Annotated in this window: 13 protein-coding genes; 9 read left to right on the top strand and 4 right to left on the bottom strand. The window is 69.7% G+C overall.

The features are described 5' to 3' along the window. Positions 1-9: 9 nt before the first annotated feature. Positions 10-456 carry a hypothetical protein gene (locus ACFSJG_RS12900; protein ID WP_378485614.1) on the bottom strand — a complete coding sequence of 149 codons (447 nt, stop codon included), beginning with the start codon at positions 454-456 and terminating at the stop codon, positions 10-12. Between the two features lie 157 nt (positions 457-613). Then, complete coding sequence (panB, locus tag ACFSJG_RS12895) at positions 614-1,480, bottom strand: 3-methyl-2-oxobutanoate hydroxymethyltransferase (RefSeq protein ID WP_378485613.1); 867 nt, start codon at positions 1,478-1,480, stop codon at positions 614-616. Positions 1,481-1,686: 206 nt separating this feature from the next. Between panB and ACFSJG_RS12890 the strand changes: the two genes are divergently transcribed. From ACFSJG_RS12890 to ACFSJG_RS12870, 5 genes are all read left to right on the top strand, one after another. Further along, positions 1,687-3,258, top strand: a complete 1,572-nt coding sequence (locus ACFSJG_RS12890; protein ID WP_378485970.1) for an alpha/beta hydrolase — start codon at positions 1,687-1,689, stop codon at positions 3,256-3,258. A 52-nt stretch (positions 3,259-3,310) separates the two neighbouring features. After that, positions 3,311-4,651, top strand: a complete 1,341-nt coding sequence (locus ACFSJG_RS12885; RefSeq protein WP_043807450.1) for a glutamine synthetase family protein — start codon at positions 3,311-3,313, stop codon at positions 4,649-4,651. A 7-nt stretch (positions 4,652-4,658) separates the two neighbouring features. After that, positions 4,659-7,676: a bifunctional [glutamine synthetase] adenylyltransferase/[glutamine synthetase]-adenylyl-L-tyrosine phosphorylase gene (locus tag ACFSJG_RS12880; RefSeq protein WP_378485612.1), complete on the top strand. Its 3,018-nt coding sequence runs from the start codon at positions 4,659-4,661 to the stop codon at positions 7,674-7,676. A 165-nt stretch (positions 7,677-7,841) separates the two neighbouring features. Continuing rightward, entirely contained in the window at positions 7,842-8,372 is a 531-nt protein-coding gene (locus ACFSJG_RS12875; RefSeq protein WP_378485611.1) for a C40 family peptidase, read from the top strand. 63 nt (positions 8,373-8,435) lie between these two features. After that, positions 8,436-8,870 carry a nitroreductase/quinone reductase family protein gene (locus tag ACFSJG_RS12870; RefSeq protein WP_378485610.1) on the top strand — a complete coding sequence of 145 codons (435 nt, stop codon included), beginning with the start codon at positions 8,436-8,438 and terminating at the stop codon, positions 8,868-8,870. A 10-nt stretch (positions 8,871-8,880) separates the two neighbouring features. On the opposite strand, the gene ACFSJG_RS12865 is transcribed toward ACFSJG_RS12870, so the two are convergent. Then, the gene (locus ACFSJG_RS12865; RefSeq protein WP_378485609.1) at positions 8,881-9,561 is read right to left on the bottom strand and encodes a GntR family transcriptional regulator; all 681 of its coding nucleotides are present in this window, start codon (positions 9,559-9,561) and stop codon (positions 8,881-8,883) included. A gap of 134 nt (positions 9,562-9,695) precedes the next feature. Here ACFSJG_RS12865 and ACFSJG_RS12860 point away from each other — a divergent pair, with 134 nt between their 5' ends. The 3 genes from ACFSJG_RS12860 (at position 9,696) to ACFSJG_RS12850 (ending at position 12,571) form a co-directional block, all read left to right on the top strand. Beyond that, the gene (locus ACFSJG_RS12860; RefSeq protein WP_378485608.1) at positions 9,696-10,577 is read left to right on the top strand and encodes a sulfurtransferase; all 882 of its coding nucleotides are present in this window, start codon (positions 9,696-9,698) and stop codon (positions 10,575-10,577) included. 63 nt (positions 10,578-10,640) lie between these two features. Further along, on the top strand, positions 10,641-11,474 hold the full coding sequence (gene thiM, locus ACFSJG_RS12855) for a hydroxyethylthiazole kinase (RefSeq protein ID WP_378485607.1): 834 nt from the start codon (positions 10,641-10,643) through the stop codon (positions 11,472-11,474). Further along, positions 11,471-12,571, top strand: coding sequence for an LLM class flavin-dependent oxidoreductase (locus tag ACFSJG_RS12850; protein ID WP_378485606.1), 1,101 nt, complete (start codon positions 11,471-11,473; stop codon positions 12,569-12,571). Before thiM ends, ACFSJG_RS12850 begins: the two co-directional genes overlap by 4 nt. Before the next feature lie 60 nt (positions 12,572-12,631). Here ACFSJG_RS12850 and ACFSJG_RS12845 read toward each other — a convergent pair whose 3' ends face one another. Further along, positions 12,632-14,758 (bottom strand): oxidoreductase, encoded by a 2,127-nt coding sequence (locus tag ACFSJG_RS12845; RefSeq protein ID WP_378485605.1) that lies wholly within the window; start codon positions 14,756-14,758, stop codon positions 12,632-12,634. 255 nt (positions 14,759-15,013) lie between these two features. On the opposite strand from ACFSJG_RS12845, the gene ACFSJG_RS12840 reads away from it, so the two are divergent. Continuing rightward, on the top strand, positions 15,014-15,955 hold a 942-nt coding region (locus tag ACFSJG_RS12840), incomplete at its 3' end, for an endonuclease/exonuclease/phosphatase family protein (protein ID WP_378485604.1).

Genomic DNA, 15,955 nt, shown 5'->3' with positions numbered 1-15,955 from the left:
GCGGTCCACTCAGAACCCGATCAGACCGGAGGCGAGGTCGGGGATCTCGAGCGCGTAGAGGGCTCCGTCGCGCACGTCGGGGCACTGCGCGGTGGTGATGACGTCGATGCGCGCCTTGTGGGCGACCAGGTCGATCATGTTGATGCCGTTCTGCGCGGCCCAGGTGCCGACGACGGTGTTCAACCCGCCCTTGCCGATGGTCGGGGTGTACGTGCGCCAGTTCTGCAGCTGAGCCTCCATGTCGGAACAGAGCTGTTGGGCCTGCGTCGTCGTCACCCCACCGGAGTCGCCGGGGATGACGCTGCCCGGGGCCGTACCCGTCGCGCCGCCGTCGGGCGACGGAACCGGGGCCGCCGTCGTGGTGGGCTCGGGTGTCGTGTCGCTCGCGCACCCCACCGTTCCGGCGAGGAGGGCAGCGGTCCCGGCGACGGCGAACGCGTAACGGCGGATTGGCATGTGGCGACCCCGGTCTCTCGGCTGTACAGGACGGTTGCCGCGGCCCGCCTGGGCGGTCACGGCACCGTCGAGTGTGCCACCGATGCATGGGCCGAATGTCGCATCGTGTGCGTCCGACGCGCACGATGTGACATTCACCCCATCAGGTGGGGAGCGATCAGAAGCTGTGTTCCTCCGCGGGGAAGGTGCCCGTCCGGACCTCGTCCGCGTACGCGGCGGCAGCGCCACGCAGCGCGTCCCCGACGGCGGCGAACTGCTTGACGAACTTCGCGGTCTTGCCGCCGGTGTAGCCGGCCATGTCCTGCCAGACCAGGACCTGCGCGTCGCACTCGACGCCGGCGCCGATGCCGACGGTCGGGATGGTCAGCTTGCGGGTGACCTGCCCGGCGATGTCGGCCGGGACCATCTCCATGACGACCGAGAACGCGCCGGCCTCCTGGACCGCGATCGCGTCGGCGACCAGCTGCTCGGCGCCGTCGCCGCGTCCCTGGACCCGGAACCCACCGAGGCTGTTCACCGACTGCGGGGTGAAGCCGATGTGCGCCATCACGGGGATGCCTGCGGCGGTGATCGCGGCGATCTGCGGTGCGACCCGCTCGCCGCCCTCGAGCTTGACGGCGTGCGCGAGGCCCTCCTTCATGAAGCGGGTCGCGGTCGCGAGGGCCTGCTCCAGAGATGCCTCGTAGGTGCCGAACGGCAGATCGGCGACGACGAGCGCGTGCGGTGCACCGCGGACGACGCCGCGGACCAGCGGGATCAGCTCGTCGATCGTGATCGGCACGGTCGTGTCGTAGCCGTAGACGACGTTCGCGGCGGAGTCGCCGACCAGGAGTACCGGGATCCCCGCCTCGTCGAAGATGCGCGCGGTGGAGTAGTCGTACGCGGTGAGCATGCCCCAGCGCGTCCCCTCGGCCTTCATGGCCTGCAGGTGGTGGGTGCGGATCTTGGTGCGCTTCGGCGTGGGAGCCGCCGGTGTGCCGCCGTAGAGCGAGGTGGCGGTGTCGGACGCAGAGGTGTTGGACATCAGTGTCCCTTTCGTGCCTCGAGGCCCAGTGCGGGTCCCCGGGTTGTGGGTGATGACTCCCACAGTCTGCCATCGAGCGGGCCGGTTCGGGCCGTGCAGTTCGTCACACCGCCGCCCCGCGCAGCGGCGGGATCGGCCCCCTGACCGGCTCGGATCCCGCCCTGGTGGTGCGCTCGGGGTGTCGTGGCACCATCGACGACATGCGAATGGGGACTGCCGACCGGCGATGGGCGACCGCGGTCGCGCTGGCCGCGGCCGTGGCACTGACGGTGGCGGGCTGCTCGGGCACCGGAGATGACAACGCCGAGGCGGCCGGCGGGCAGGCCGAAACCTCCGTCGCGCCGCCGTCGGCGATGCCACCCGGACTCGACGCCTTCTACACCCAGACCGTGTCGTGGGGATCGTGCGACGACTTCGAGACGGACGGCCCGCTCGCAAGCCGGTTGGAGTGCGCCCGGGTGACGGTGCCGGTGAACTACGACGAGCCGGACGGTGAGACCGCGCAGATCGCGATCTCGCGGAGCCCCGCGACCGGTGACCGCATCGGGTCGCTGCTGGTGAACCCGGGCGGTCCGGGAGCGTCGGGTCTGTCGATGGCGAACGTCGCCGACATGACGGAGCTGTCCGAGCGGTTCGACGTGATCGGGTTCGATCCGCGCGGGATCGGTGCGTCGACGCCGCAGGTCCGGTGCCTGACGGACGCCGAGTTCGACGCCGACCGAGCCGACCCGAAGGTCGACATGAGCCCGGGGGGGATCGCGCACGCGGAGTCCGTCAACGCCGACTACGCCGCGAAGTGCGCCGAGCGGATGGGTGACGACTTCCTCGCCCACGTCGGTACCCGCGAGGTGGTCCGCGACATGGACGTCGTCCGGGCGGTCCTCGGCGACGAGCAGTTGACGTACCTCGGCTTCTCGTACGGCACCCGGATCGGCAGCGAGTACGCGGAGGCGTTCCCCGGCAACGTGCGCGCGATGGTGCTCGACGGCGCCATCGACCCGGAACAGGACCCGGTCCAGGCGATGGTGCTGCAGGCGGCGGGGTTCCAGGAGGCGTTCGACGACTTCGCCGCGAACTGTGTGACGGTCGCGCAGTGTCCGCTCGGATCGGATCCCGTGCAGGCGAACGCGCGGTTCCGGGAGCTGGTGGACCCGCTGGTCGACAGTCCTGCCGCGACCACGGATCCTCGCGGCCTCGGCTACCAGGACGCGATCACCGGCGTGCAGCAGGCGCTGTACTCGCCGCAGTTGTGGGGTGCGCTGCGCAGCGGGCTCTCGGCGCTCGCCGACGGCCGTGGTGATTCGCTGCTGATGCTGGCGGACCAGTACCAGGGTCGCCGCGACGACGGCACCTACGCGAACATCAACGACGCGTTCAACGCGATCCGCTGCGTGGACGATCCGCCGGTGACCGACCGTGAGGTGGTCGCGGCGGGTGACCTCGCCTACCGGCAGGCCGCCCCGTTCCTGGACGACGGCCGCGGCACCGGTGCCGCGCCGCTCGACACGTGCGCCTTCTGGCCGGTTCCGAACTCGGCGACGCCGCACCAGGCGAACGCGCCGGGGCTCGCACCGGTCGTCGTGGTGTCGACGACGCAGGACCCGGCCACGCCGTATCAGGCGGGGGTGGATCTGGCGAAGCAGCTCGGCGCATCGCTGATCACCTATCGCGGGACGCAGCACACGGTGGCGCTGAACGGGGTGGCGTGCGTGGACGATCCGGTGGTGGAGTATCTGATCGACCTGCAGATTCCGGCCGCTGATCTCACGTGTTCATAACCACCCCAGTCATGTAACACAGATTTAACGCGATGTGCTTACTCTCGCGTGCATGGATCGCCAAATGGAATTCGTGCTCCGTACCCTCGAAGAGCGCGACATTCGTTTCGTTCGACTGTGGTTCACCGATGTCCTCGGGTATCTCAAGTCGGTGGCGATCGCTCCGGCCGAACTCGAGGGAGCGTTCGCGGAGGGTATCGGCTTCGACGGCTCCGCCATCGAGGGCTTCTCCCGCGTCTCCGAGGCCGACACGGTCGCGCTCCCGGATCCGTCGACGTTCCAGATCCTGCCGTGGGAGCACAAGGACGGCAGGCAGCACTCGGCCCGCATGTTCTGCGACATCGCGATGCCGGACGGGACGCCGTCGTGGGCGGACCCGCGCCACGTGCTGCGTCGCCAGCTCGGCAAGGCCAGCGACCTCGGCTTCAGCTGCTACGTGCACCCCGAGATCGAGTTCTTCCTGCTCGAGAACGGGCCCCTCGACGGAACCCCCCCGATCCCTGCCGACACCGGCGGCTACTTCGACCAGGCCGTCCACGACTCGGCGCCGCACTTCCGTCGTCACGCCATCGACGCGCTCGAGCAGATGGGCATTTCCGTCGAGTTCAGCCACCACGAGACGGCGCCCGGCCAGCAGGAGATCGATCTGCGGTACGCGGACGCACTGTCGATGGCCGACAACGTGATGACCTTCCGCTACGTCGTGAAGGAGGTCGCCCGCGCCGAGGGCGTGCGCGCATCCTTCATGCCGAAGCCGTTCGCGGACCATGCCGGTTCCGCGATGCACACCCACATGAGCCTGTTCGAGGGCGAGAACAACGCGTTCCACAACCCGGACGACCCGATGCAGCTGTCGGCGACGGGCAAGGCGTTCATCGCAGGCATCCTCGAGCACGCCAGCGAGATCAGTGCCGTCACCAACCAGTGGGTGAACTCCTACAAGCGCCTGATCCACGGCGGCGAGGCGCCCACCGCCGCGTCGTGGGGTCCGTCGAACCGGTCCGCGCTCGTGCGGGTTCCGATGTACACACCGAACAAGGCGTCGTCGCGGCGCGTCGAGATCCGGAGCCCCGACTCGGCGTGCAACCCGTACCTCACCTTCGCGGTACTGCTCGCGGCCGGCCTGCGCGGCATCGAGAAGGGCTACGAACTTCCGCCCGAGGCCGAGGACGACGTGTGGTCGCTGACGTCGGCCGAGCGCCGCGCGATGGGCTACAAGGAACTGCCCGGCAGCCTCGGCGAGGCGCTCGAGGAGATGGAGAAGTCCGAGCTGGTCGCGGAAACGTTGGGCGAGCACGTCTTCGACTTCTTCCTCCGCAACAAGCGGCGGGAATGGGCCGAGTACCGCAGCAAGGTGACCCCGTTCGAGCTCCAGAGCTACCTCGGGCTGTAAACCGACGATGGTCAAGCCTCCCACCGCCCGGTCCACCATCCCCGGCGTCGGTCGACTCGGCCTGGTCGAGCCGTCGGCGCCCGCCGAACTGGCCGCCCTCGACTGGGTGAACACCGACAGCGTCGAGCTGCTGTGGTCGCTCTCGCGCGCCGCGAACGCGGATCTCGCGCTGCGGACGCTGGTCCGCGTCAAGGACGCGCTCGGGGAGGAGGGCTGGGCGGAACTCGACGCGGCGCTGCGCACCGACACCGGGTTGCGCGGCAGGCTCTTCGGCGTCCTCGGTGCGTCGACCGCGCTCGGCGACCATCTCGCCGCGGATCCCGGGCGGTGGACGCGGCTTCGCGGTCACGTGCAGTTGCCGACGAAGCAGCAGCTCGTCGACGAGTTGCTCGCGTCGGTCGGGGCGGTGCCGGACGGCTCGGCGTCCCCGACGAACCTGGTGTACCGCGCTGCGGTGACCGGTCCGGACGCGGTGCAGGCGCTGCGCAGCACCTACCGGAACCAGATGATGGTGCTCGCGGCGATGGACCTGGCGGCGATCGTCGAGAACGAGCCGGTGATCCCGTACCAGGTTGTCGGACATCAGCTGTCGGACATGGCGGATGCCGCGCTGACGGCGGCGCTCGCCGTCGCGGTCGCGACGATCCACCCGGACGACCCGTGCCCGTCCCGCCTCGCCGTCATCGCCATGGGCAAATGCGGTGCGCGGGAACTGAACTACGTCAGCGACGTCGACGTCGTGTTCGTCGCCGAGCCGGCGGACTCGTCCGCCAGCAGGCTCGCGGGCGAGATGATGAGGATCGGGACGTCGGCCTTCTTCGAGGTGGACGCCGCGCTCCGCCCGGAGGGCAAGCGTGGCGAACTGGTCCGAACCCTCGACTCGCACATCGCCTACTACGAGCGCTGGGCGAAGACATGGGAGTTCCAGGCGCTGCTGAAGGCTCGGCCCGCGACCGGTGATCTCGCCCTCGGGCAGGACTACTTCGACGCCCTGAACCCGAAGGTGTGGACCGCGGCCGAGCGCGAGGACTTCGTGCCCGAGGTGCAGGCGATGCGCCGCAGGGTCGAGGAGATGGTGCCTCCGGAACTGCGCGAACGCGAGATCAAGCTCGGTCGCGGAAGCCTCCGGGACGTCGAGTTCGCCGTCCAGTTGCTGCAGTTGGTGCACGGCCGCGCCGACGAGTCGCTGCGCGTGCAGAGCACCATCGACGCACTCACCGCGCTCGCGGCGGGCGGGTACGTCGGTCGTGACGACGCCGCCAACCTCACCGCGTCGTACGAGTTCCTGCGTTTGATCGAGCACCGGCTCCAGCTGCAGAAGCTCAAGCGCACGCACACCCTGCCGCCCGCGGACGACGAGGAGGGGCTGCGCTGGCTCGCCCGGGCCGCGCACATGCGACCCGACGGTCGCCTCGACTCGCTCGGCGTTCTGAACGCCGAGGTCAAGCGCAACGCGCTCCGGATCCGCCGGCTGCACGCGAAGCTGTTCTACCGTCCGCTCCTCGATTCCGTGGCCCGCCTGGACAAGGAGGCGCTGGGGCTGTCGTCCGACGCCGCGATCCGGCAGCTCGCCGCTCTCGGCTACAGCGCGCCGGAGAACGCCCTCGGTCACCTCAAGGCGCTGACCTCGGGGGCGTCACGCAAGGGGCGGATCCAGGCGCTGCTGCTCCCGACACTGCTCGAGTGGCTCAGCGACACACCGGATCCCGATGCCGGCCTGCTCGCGTACCGGCGGCTGTCGGACGCGCTGATGGACGCGGAGTGGTACCTGCGACTGCTCCGCGACGAGGGTGCGGTCGCGAAGCGGCTGATGACCATCCTCGGGTCCTCCGCGTACCTGCCGGACCTGCTGATCAAGGCACCGGACGTGCTCCGCACGTTCGCCGACGGTCCCAACGGTCCCCGCATGCTCGACGTCGACCCGCAGGACGTCGCCCGGGGGATCCTCGCGTCCTCCGCTCGCTACGACGACCCGACCCGGGCCGTCGCCGCGGCGCGTTCGCTGCGGCGTCACGAACTCGCCCGCGTGGCGTCCGCCGACGTGCTCGGGCTGCTCGACGTGCCGCAGGTGTGCCGGGCGCTGTCCTCGGTCTGGACGGCCGTGCTCGGTGCCGCGCTCGACGCGGTCGTGCGCGCGTCGGAAGCCGAACTCGGGGACGAGGCGCCCGCGTCGATCGCCGTGATCGGCATGGGCCGCCTCGGTGGCAACGAACTCGGGTACGGCTCCGACGCGGACGTGCTGTTCGTCTGCGAGCCGCGTCCCGGCGTCGACGAGACGCGGGCCGTGAAGTGGGCCAACATGGTTGCCGACCGGGTGCGCACCCTGCTCGGCGCACCGAGCACCGATCCGCCGCTCGAGGTCGACACGGGACTGCGACCGGAGGGCCGCAATGGTCCGGTGGTCCGCACCCTCGCCTCGTATCAGGCGTACTACCGGCAGTGGGCGCAGGCGTGGGAGTTCCAGGCGCTGCTCCGGGCGCACGCGGTCGCCGGCGACCCCGACCTGGGTCTCCGCTTCCTGACGATGGTCGACGAGTTCCGGTACCCGGAAGGCGGAGTCACGGAGTCGGTCGTGCGGGAGATCCGCAGGATCAAGGCGCGTGTCGACTCGGAGCGGCTGCCCCGCGGCGCCGATCCGGCGACCCACACCAAGCTCGGTCGCGGCGGGCTCGCTGACATCGAGTGGACCGTCCAGCTGATCCAGCTTCGGTACGCCCACGAGGTGCCCGGGCTGCACAACTCGTCGACGCTCGAGACGCTCGACGCGATCGGTGGGGCGGAACTGCTCGCCGAAACCGACGTGGAACTCCTCCGCGAGTCGTGGCTCACCGCGACCAAGGCGCGCAACGCGCTGGTGCTGGTGCGCGGTAAGCCGGTGGATCAACTTCCGGGTCCGAGTCGGGTGCTGTCCGCGGTCGCGCAGGTCGCGGGCTGGCCGGGTGGCGACGCCAACGAGTTCCTCGACAACTACATGCGCGTGACCCGCCGGGCGAAGGCCGTGGTCGAGCGCGTGTTCGGGGCCTGACGAGAGGTTTTCGACGCTGTACGTCGAATCCCGTTGTGGTTACGCATTTATCACAAACGGGTATACGCGCACGTGGTTCCACGGTCGTTCTGTCATCTGAATCTCGGAACCCTTCGATGGGAACGCCGGCACCGTGTCGGCGGGAGACCCGGAGGACCACCGAACATGTCGAAGCACCGTGAGTCAGGCACCCCGCGATCCGTTCGAGGACTGGTTGTGGCCGCCATCGCAGGAGGGCTCCTCGCGCTTCCCGCTGTCCCGGCGATGGCACAGCCGATCACAGTCCCCGGAGTCGGAACCTTCGACGTTCCCGGAGTCGATTCGGCGCGGGTACCGGCCCCGGCACCGGTGGTGACCAACGGTCAGCGGGCACTCGACGCCGCGCTGTCGAAGCTCGGATCCCCGTACGTCTGGGGTGCCACCGGCCCGAACTCCTTCGACTGCTCGGGGCTGGTGCAGTGGGCGTACCGGCAGGTCGGTGTGTCCGTGCCGCGCACCACCTACGACCAGGTGCGGAGCGGAACCTCGGTGGCGCGCGACGGCCTGCTGCCCGGCGACGTGGTGCTCTTCGCCGGAGCCGAGCACGTGGGGCTCTATGCCGGTGACGGCATGATCGTGCACGCCCCGACCGCCGGTCAGCCGGTCAAGAAGTCGCCGGTGGATTCGATGCCGTTCTTCGCGGCGCGCCGCTACTGAACCGGTCGGCGGTGGCTGCGGCGGCCGTAGACTTCGCTCAGTATCCCCAGGAAAGGAACGACCTTGAACGCTCCCGACCCGAACGACTGGAACGCGAAAACCATCGCCGAGTTCCGTGCGAACGAGGGCAGGGTCGGCGGACAGTTCGAAGGCGCGCCGTTGATCCTGCTGCATCACACGGGCCGAAAGTCCGGTCGTGAGTTCGTGTCTCCGATGATGTACCTGCCCGACGACAGCGATCCCGATCGGATCTTCGTGTTCGCGTCGAAGGCGGGCGCACCGTCGAATCCCGACTGGTACCGCAACCTGATCGCGGCGGGTACCGCCACCGTCGAACGCGGCACCGAGACGTACACGGTCGTCGCCGAGGAGATCACCGGCGACGAGCGTGACTCCGTCTACACCGAACAGGCCGACCGGTACCCGGGTTTCGCCGGCTATGCCACGAAGACCGAAGGGGTCCGTGTCATTCCGGTGGTCGCGCTGACCCGCGCCTGAGGTCCGTCGCTCAGCCGCCGGCGAACAACCGGATCCGCTGTTCGCGGCTGCGCTCGAGGTGTGCGCGCATGTGCTCGCGGGCGGCCCGCTCGTCGCGGGCACGCAGCGCGTCCAGGATCAGGTCGTGCTCGGAGTTCAGAAGATCCGGTTCGCCGTAGTTCGACGGCGGCCCGCTGTCGTAGATGCGCAGCTGGGTGGTGAGCCGCACGAGCAGCGCGGTGATGGTCGCGTTGTGCGCCGCCTGCCACAGCGCCTCGTGGAATCGGAAGTTGCCCGAGCGGACCTGGGTGTCGTCGGTGGCGTCGCAACAGAGGTGGTGCAGGCGTTCGAGCCGCGCCATGTCGAGGTCGGTGTGGCGCAGCGCCGCGGCCCCTGCGGCCTCGGACTCGAGCGCGACCCGCGCGGCGTAGATCTCGATGACGTCCTCGGGTGTGCCGGACCGGACCCGGAACCCGCGCGCCGCGCGTTCGAGCAGACCGTCGTGGGCGAGCCAGTTCAGCGCCTCCCGGATGGGGGTCCGCGACGCGCCGTACGTCTCGCTGAGCTGGGTCTCGTGCAGCGGCGAACCCTGTGCGAACTTGCCGTCGAGGATGTCCGCCCGCAGACGCAGGTACTGCTTCGAGGTCTGGTCGGAGCGCCCCGCCGCACCCGTCGACATCAGCGTGCCCAGATCGTCGTCCTCGAGCGTCATCGCGTCCCCTCCGTGAAATCGTCCGCGGCCGTTGCCGCCGCACTGATTATGCCAGGGAACACAGCTGGATACTTGCGTATACGCTCGTGCTCGCTTAGGTTCGGTTCCGATCCACTCACGTGAAAGGGGTGCCGGTGCAACCAGTGATCCAGGCTCGGGAGTTGGCGGCGCTGCTCGGCGGGCACGATGCTCCCGTCCTGCTCGACGTCACGGTCGTCCTCGCGCCCGCCCGCTTCGACGGTGACTATCGCCCGGAGTCCGGTGCATCGCTGTGGCGCGATGCCCATCTGCCCGGATCCCGTCACGTCGACCTGCTCACGACGCTGTCCGACACCGCGAGCGCCCTCCACTTCACCAGACCCGCTCCGGACCGGCTCGCTGCCGACCTCGGAGCCCTCGGGATCGGGCCGGGCAGTTCGGTCGTGGTCTACGACCAGGGCGGCGCGACCTGGGCCGCGCGGGTGTGGTGGCTCCTGCGGGGAGTCGGCATCGACGCCCGCATCCTCGACGGCGGCCTCGTCCGATGGATGTCACTCGGTCTGCCCGTGGAGACGGGTGAGCCGTCGTCGCGCGTGCCCGTCGACGTCCCGGTGTCGGCCCTCACCGATCGTGGCCTCTGGGTCGACCGCGTGGAGGTGACGGACATCGTCGCAGGGCGCGCGCCCGGAACGCTGGTGTGTGCGCTCGCGCCCACACAGTTCACCGGAGCCGACGCGACCCGGTACAGCCGGCGCGGTCACATCCCCGGCAGCCGCAATCTCTCCGCGAAGACGGTCGTCGACGACCGGGGACTGCTGCGTTCGCGCGACGAACTGGTCGCGCTCGCCGCGTCCGCTCTCGGCGATGCGGACGAGCCGCTGGTCGTGTACTGCGGCGGCGGAATCTCGGCGTGCCTGACCGCACTGGGATTCGTCGTCGCCGGGCATGACGCGGTCCAGGTGTACGACGGATCGATCGAGGAGTGGTCCGCGGACCCGAGCCTGCCGATGGTGACGACCGCAGGCGGTGACGCCTGATGCGATGTCGCCCTCACCACTGACCCCACGACCACGACCAACGCCTACCGCACAGGAATCTCCATGACCATCACCTCCGCCGACCTCGGCGTCGCGCTCGACGCACTGCGTGCCCGGGTCCCGCTCGTCCACTCGCTCACCAACATCGTGTCGGCGAACTTCCTCACCAACGTGCTGCTCGCCGCGGGTGCGAGCAACGCGCACATCGACAACGCCCACGAGGCAGGTGATTTCGCACGGATCGCCGGGGGAGTGCTGGTCAACCTCGGCACCCCCGACGACGGCACCGCCGTCGCGTTCACGGCGGCCGCCGAGGCAGCGCACGACGCGGGAACCCCGTGGGTGCTCGACCCGGTCGGCGTCGGCGGTCTCGCCTGGCGCAGCAGCCTCGCCGCCGACCTGCTGAAGTTCCGTCCCACCGCGATCCGCGGCAACGCGTCCGAGGTGATCGCCCTCGCCGGACTCGGCGGTGACACCCGGGGCGTCGACAGCTCCGACGACCCGGCCGCCGCGGTGCCCGCAGCCGTCGCGCTGCTGCAGCACGCCGAGGTCGTGTCGGCATCCGGACCGGTGGACCACCTCGTCGGGCACGACGCCGACGGCGGCCTGCTCGGGGTGCGGATCGGCGGCGGCAGCGCGATGCTGCCTCGCGTGACGTCCACCGGCTGCTCGCTCGGAGCCCTGGTTGCCGCCTACCTCGCCGTCGCGGAGACGCCGCTCGTCGGCCTCGCGGCCGCGCACGCCCATGTCGCGGTCGCGTCGGAGATCGCAGAAGCCGCGTCCTCGGGACCCGGCTCGTTCGCCGTCGCATACCTCGACGCCCTGTACTCGCTCGATGCCGCCACGCTCGCCGAGCGGGTCGTCCTCGACACCTTCGACATCGCCGAGATCCGATGAGCATCAAGACCTTCTGGTACCTGACGCAGGCCGACGGCGACTTTCCGTGGAGCCCCGGCGGGCTCTACCCCGTCGACGGGCAGCGGCAGATCGAACTCGCCAAGACCATCGACGACGGCGGTTTCGAGGGCGCTCTGGTCGCGACCTGGTCCAACGACCCGTTCCTGTCGGCGACCTGGGCGGCCTCGCACACCTCGCGGATGAAGTTCCTCGTCGCGGTGTACGCCAACATGACTCCCGCACGGCTGCTCGCCGAGAAGGCGTTGACATTCGACGCGTTCAGCGGCGGCAGGCTGATGATCAACTCGGTCAACGGCCGCGACAACATCCTCACCAAGTACGACATGAACGTGGAGCACGACCGGCGCTACGAGCTCGGCGAGCAGTACTGGGCGGACTTCCGGCGCTACTACCGCGAGGGCACGGAGTCGAACTTCCCGAACACCCCGCTGCGGGTCGATTCTGCGGACGGCCACACCGTTCCGCTGTGGGGGACCGGGGACTCGCCTGCGGGACTGGAGAACTCGGGCAAGGTCCTCGACGCCTACCTGGTGATGTCGCGCGAGACGTCCTTCGTCAAGGAGAAGTTCGACGGAGCCCGCGCCGCCGCTGCCGCCGCGGGTCGCGAGTTCACCGACTTCGGTGCCCTCTCCGGTGTCATCGTCCGCCCGAACCGGGACGAGGCGATCGAGCGATTCCGGTCGCTGTTCGAGAAAGCCGGGATCGACCAGATCACCGACGTCCTCGACAACGCGGTCCGGCGCCGCACCGGTGGCAAGCAGGACCTGAGCACCTTCACGGCGCGTGACGCGCAGCGCCAGGGCTGGGTCGACACGATCGTCGCGGGCAAGATCCCCGAGCCCGACGACCTGTACATCGGTGACGGTCTCTACGCCGGTATCACCGCCTGGTCGCCGCTCGACATCTTCGCCACCGGGTCGTCGGCCGTGTACTACGTCGGTGATCCGGACGAGATCACCGGACACGTCCACGACCTGCAGGCCCGCACCGGCCTCACCTCGCTGATCCTCGCCGGCTGGCCGCTGATCGACGAGGCGAAGCAGGTTGCCGAGCACCTGATTCCCCGCCTGGCCTAGACCTGTGCGCGGTGTCGGTAGTGGGGGCTACCGACACCGCGCACAGGTGCCGCAGGCGCACTACAGCGCCGTCGCGACCTTCCACGCCGAGTGCATGGCGCCCTCGATGTAGTCGACGCTCCCGGCGTCGCCGACGACGCGGGTGTTCACCCCGGCACGGGCGAGCTCGTCGGCGAGCGGCGCGGACGCCGTCACCCCGGCCGCCATCACGACCATGTTCGCGGGCGCCGACAGCGACTTTCCGCCGACGGTGAACTCGACCGTCGTGCGGGTGATCCGCTCCACGGTCGCCTCACGGTGGACCGTCACACCGACCTCACGCGCGTGCTTGACCGCCGTCCACCGGCGCGGCATCGCCATCGGCACGCCGAGCTGCCTGCCCTCCGCCAGCAGGGTGACGTTGCTGCCGCGTTCGGCGAGGAACTCCGCCAGTTCGAGTCCGACGAGCGAGCCGCCGATGACGACGACGTTCCTGCTCATCGGGAGGAACTTGAGGTACTTGCGACTCAGGTCGCGGATCCGGCCGGGGCTCTTGGTGATTCCGGTCGACCCGGCGAGCCTGCCCGCGATCCGGAACAGTCGGGGCTGGTCCGAGACGTCCCCCGAGCCGGTCATCAGGGCGCGCATGGTGTCGCCGGTCTGCACGTGCGGAAGGTTGCCGCCGGGCACGCTCGGACGGTCGCGGACCGCGCCGGTGGCCACGACGACCTCGTCCGGGTTCAGGGCACGCACCGACGCGGCGGTGGCCCCTGTGTTCAGGCGGATCTCCACGCCGAGCCGGGTCACCTCGCCCTTCAGCCAGTTCAGCAGCCGCTCGTTGTCCGGGGTGGTCAGGGTGGAGAACCACAGGGTGCCGCCGATGCGGTCGGTCTTCTCGAGGACGGTGACGCGGTGGCCGCGTTCTGCGGCGACCCGGGCCGATTCGAGTCCGCCCGGGCCGGAGCCGACGACGACGACGTGCTTGCGGGTCGTGATCGCCGGGAACGGCAGCAGTGTCTCGTTGCCGAGCGTCGGGTTGACCGCGCAGAGCGGCGTCTCGTCCCAGAAGTTCTCCTGGACACAGACGTAGCAGTTGATGCAGGGGCGGACCTGCTCGGGCCGTCCGGCCCTGAGCTTGTTCACCAGGCCGGGGTCGGCCAACAGCTGACGTCCCATGGCGACGAAATCGGTTCGGCCGTCGGCGATCATCTCCTCACCGACCTCGGGAAGCATTCGTCCGACAGTGATGACCGGGATCGACACCGCGCGCTTGACGACCGATGCGTTGTCGGCGTAGTAGCCGACCGTGTTCGGGAGCGGTCCGTCCGTGAAGTTCGCGAACGCGTTGAGGGCGGTTCCGGTGACGTGGATGGCGTCCGCGCCTGCCGCCTCGAACAGGGCTGCGGCGCGCGCCGCCTCGTCGGCGGTCAGGCCGTCGGACTCGCCGTACTCCTGACCGGCGAGCCGCACGATGACCGCCAACCCGTCGCCGACCGTCGACTTGACCGCACGGATGACCTCACACGCCAGCCGGGCGCGGTTCTCCAGCGATCCGCCGTACTCGTCGGTGCGCTGGTTCGAGTACCGACTCAGGAACCCGCCGAGAACGTAGTTGTGGGCGCAGTGGATCTCGACTGCGTCACCTCCGGCGACGAGGACGCGGCCCGCGGCGGCCGCGAACATTTCGACCAGCCACTCCAGGTCCTCGGAGGTGGCCTCGTGATAGGTGGCCTTCTTGCCTTCCTGGATCGCCGCCATCTTCTGCAGTTCGGCGGGCGTGCAGTCGAGCATGGCGCTCATGTCACCCGGCGGCCTCGGCTTCGACGGGACCAACTGCGCGCGGCCGTCGAGATTGTCGATTCGCGCCACCTTGCCGTGGTGCACCATCTGCACACACAGCTTGCTGCCCGCCTCGTGGACGGCGTCGGCGAGGGCCTTGAGGCCGGGAATGAAGCGGTCCTCGGACAGCCCCGGTTCCTTGCGGCTCGTGCAGCCCGCGGGATACGCAACAGCGGCGCACCCGGTGATGATCAGGCCGGTGCCTCCGGCGGCGCGCGCGACGAAGTGGTCGATGTCGGCCTGGTGGATCTCGCCGTCCTCGCACAGGTTCATGTCCATCGCGGGCAGAACGACGCGATTGTCCAGAGTGATGGGACCGATGGTGCCGGGCGAGAGCAGGTGCGGGAACGTCTGATTGCGGATCGTCACCGTCGGAAAGTTATGCCGCGCCGGCCGGCCGCACGGCGATCCTCCCGCTCATCGGGACCGTCCGGTGCGGAGCCGCGACCTCACCCACGCCGCCACACGGCACAGCGGCAGGGTCGAGCTGCGCGACGGTTCCGGCATTCGGCCCCGACGGCGATCGCCCTCGCGATATAAGAATCAATGCCGACACCATCTGCCAGACATGCGACACGGGTCCGGACCGCCTCGTGGACCTACAGGGGACGACTCACCGGATGGGTGGCGGCCCTCGCACTGTGGCCGCTGCTCGCCGGAGCCCCGACGCCCCTGGCCCACGCGTCCGCACCTCCCGTCTCGGCCGAATCGGGAACGTTGCGAGCGCTGACATACAACATCGCGGGGCTGCCCGAGATCCTGTCGAGCGCGGAGACGGACCGGCGGACGAGCACCACGGCGATCGGTGCGGGGCTCGGTTCGTACGACCTGGTGAACGTGCAGGAGGACTTCAACTACCACGCGTACCTGTATGCGGCGGACGGGCACCGCTATCGGACACCGACGAGCGGCGGCGCCGGCATCGGCAGCGGACTGAACACCTTGTCCGCCTTCCCGGTGGAGGGCCCGGAACGGGTGACCTGGGAGCGTTGCTGGATCGGTACCGGCGACTGCCTGACGCCGAAGGGGTTCACCTTCACCCGAGTACGCCCTGCCGAGGGTGTTGTGATCGACGTCTACAACCTGCACGCCGACGCCGGATCCGAACCCGCCGACATGAGGGCACGTGCCTCGAACCTGGAGCAACTGACCCGCTTCATGACGGAGCGGTCCTCCGGCAAGGCCGTGATCGTCATGGGCGACACCAACAGTCGGTACACGAGGTCGGGGGACTCGATCGCCGAGTTCGTCGCAGCGAACGACCTCCGCGATCCCTGGGTGGACCTGATCCGGAACGGCGACGTCCCGGTCACGGGCACGCCCGCGTTGGGTTGCGACGACACCGCTCCGAGCGAGGCGTGCGAGGTCGTCGACAAGGTGCTCTACCGCAGTGGCGACCGGGTGACGCTCGAGGCGACCGGCTATCGCAACGACCACTCCCGCTTCGCCACGGACGACGGCGCCCCGCTGTCGGACCACTTCCCGATCGCGGTCGACCTCGACTGGTCCTGCGTGGGCGTCTGTGTCGACGACATCGAGGATCCGCTGCGGTCCGACGGTGTCGGC

The organism is Rhodococcus gannanensis (genome assembly GCF_042681175.1).
GTDB lineage: Bacteria > Actinomycetota > Actinomycetes > Mycobacteriales > Mycobacteriaceae > Rhodococcus_G > Rhodococcus_G gannanensis.
Note: the sequence above shows the minus strand (reverse complement) of the source record. Positions and strands in the feature narration are given on the sequence as shown.

Excerpts from the sequence above, each read along its gene's own strand:
- ACFSJG_RS12880 (WP_378485612.1), top strand. The coding sequence starts at position 4,659 with ATGGTCAAGCCTCCCACCGCCCGGTCCACCATCCCCGGCGTCGGTCGA.
- thiM (WP_378485607.1), top strand. The coding sequence starts at position 10,641 with ATGACCATCACCTCCGCCGACCTCGGCGTCGCGCTCGACGCACTGCGT.
- ACFSJG_RS12890 (WP_378485970.1), top strand. The coding sequence starts at position 1,687 with ATGGGGACTGCCGACCGGCGATGGGCGACCGCGGTCGCGCTGGCCGCG.
- ACFSJG_RS12865 (WP_378485609.1), bottom strand. The coding sequence starts at position 9,561 with ATGACGCTCGAGGACGACGATCTGGGCACGCTGATGTCGACGGGTGCG.
- panB (WP_378485613.1), bottom strand. The coding sequence starts at position 1,480 with ATGTCCAACACCTCTGCGTCCGACACCGCCACCTCGCTCTACGGCGGC.
- ACFSJG_RS12900 (WP_378485614.1), bottom strand. The coding sequence starts at position 456 with ATGCCAATCCGCCGTTACGCGTTCGCCGTCGCCGGGACCGCTGCCCTC.
- ACFSJG_RS12850 (WP_378485606.1), top strand. The coding sequence starts at position 11,471 with ATGAGCATCAAGACCTTCTGGTACCTGACGCAGGCCGACGGCGACTTT.
- ACFSJG_RS12875 (WP_378485611.1), top strand. The coding sequence starts at position 7,842 with ATGTCGAAGCACCGTGAGTCAGGCACCCCGCGATCCGTTCGAGGACTG.
- ACFSJG_RS12885 (WP_043807450.1), top strand. The coding sequence starts at position 3,311 with ATGGATCGCCAAATGGAATTCGTGCTCCGTACCCTCGAAGAGCGCGAC.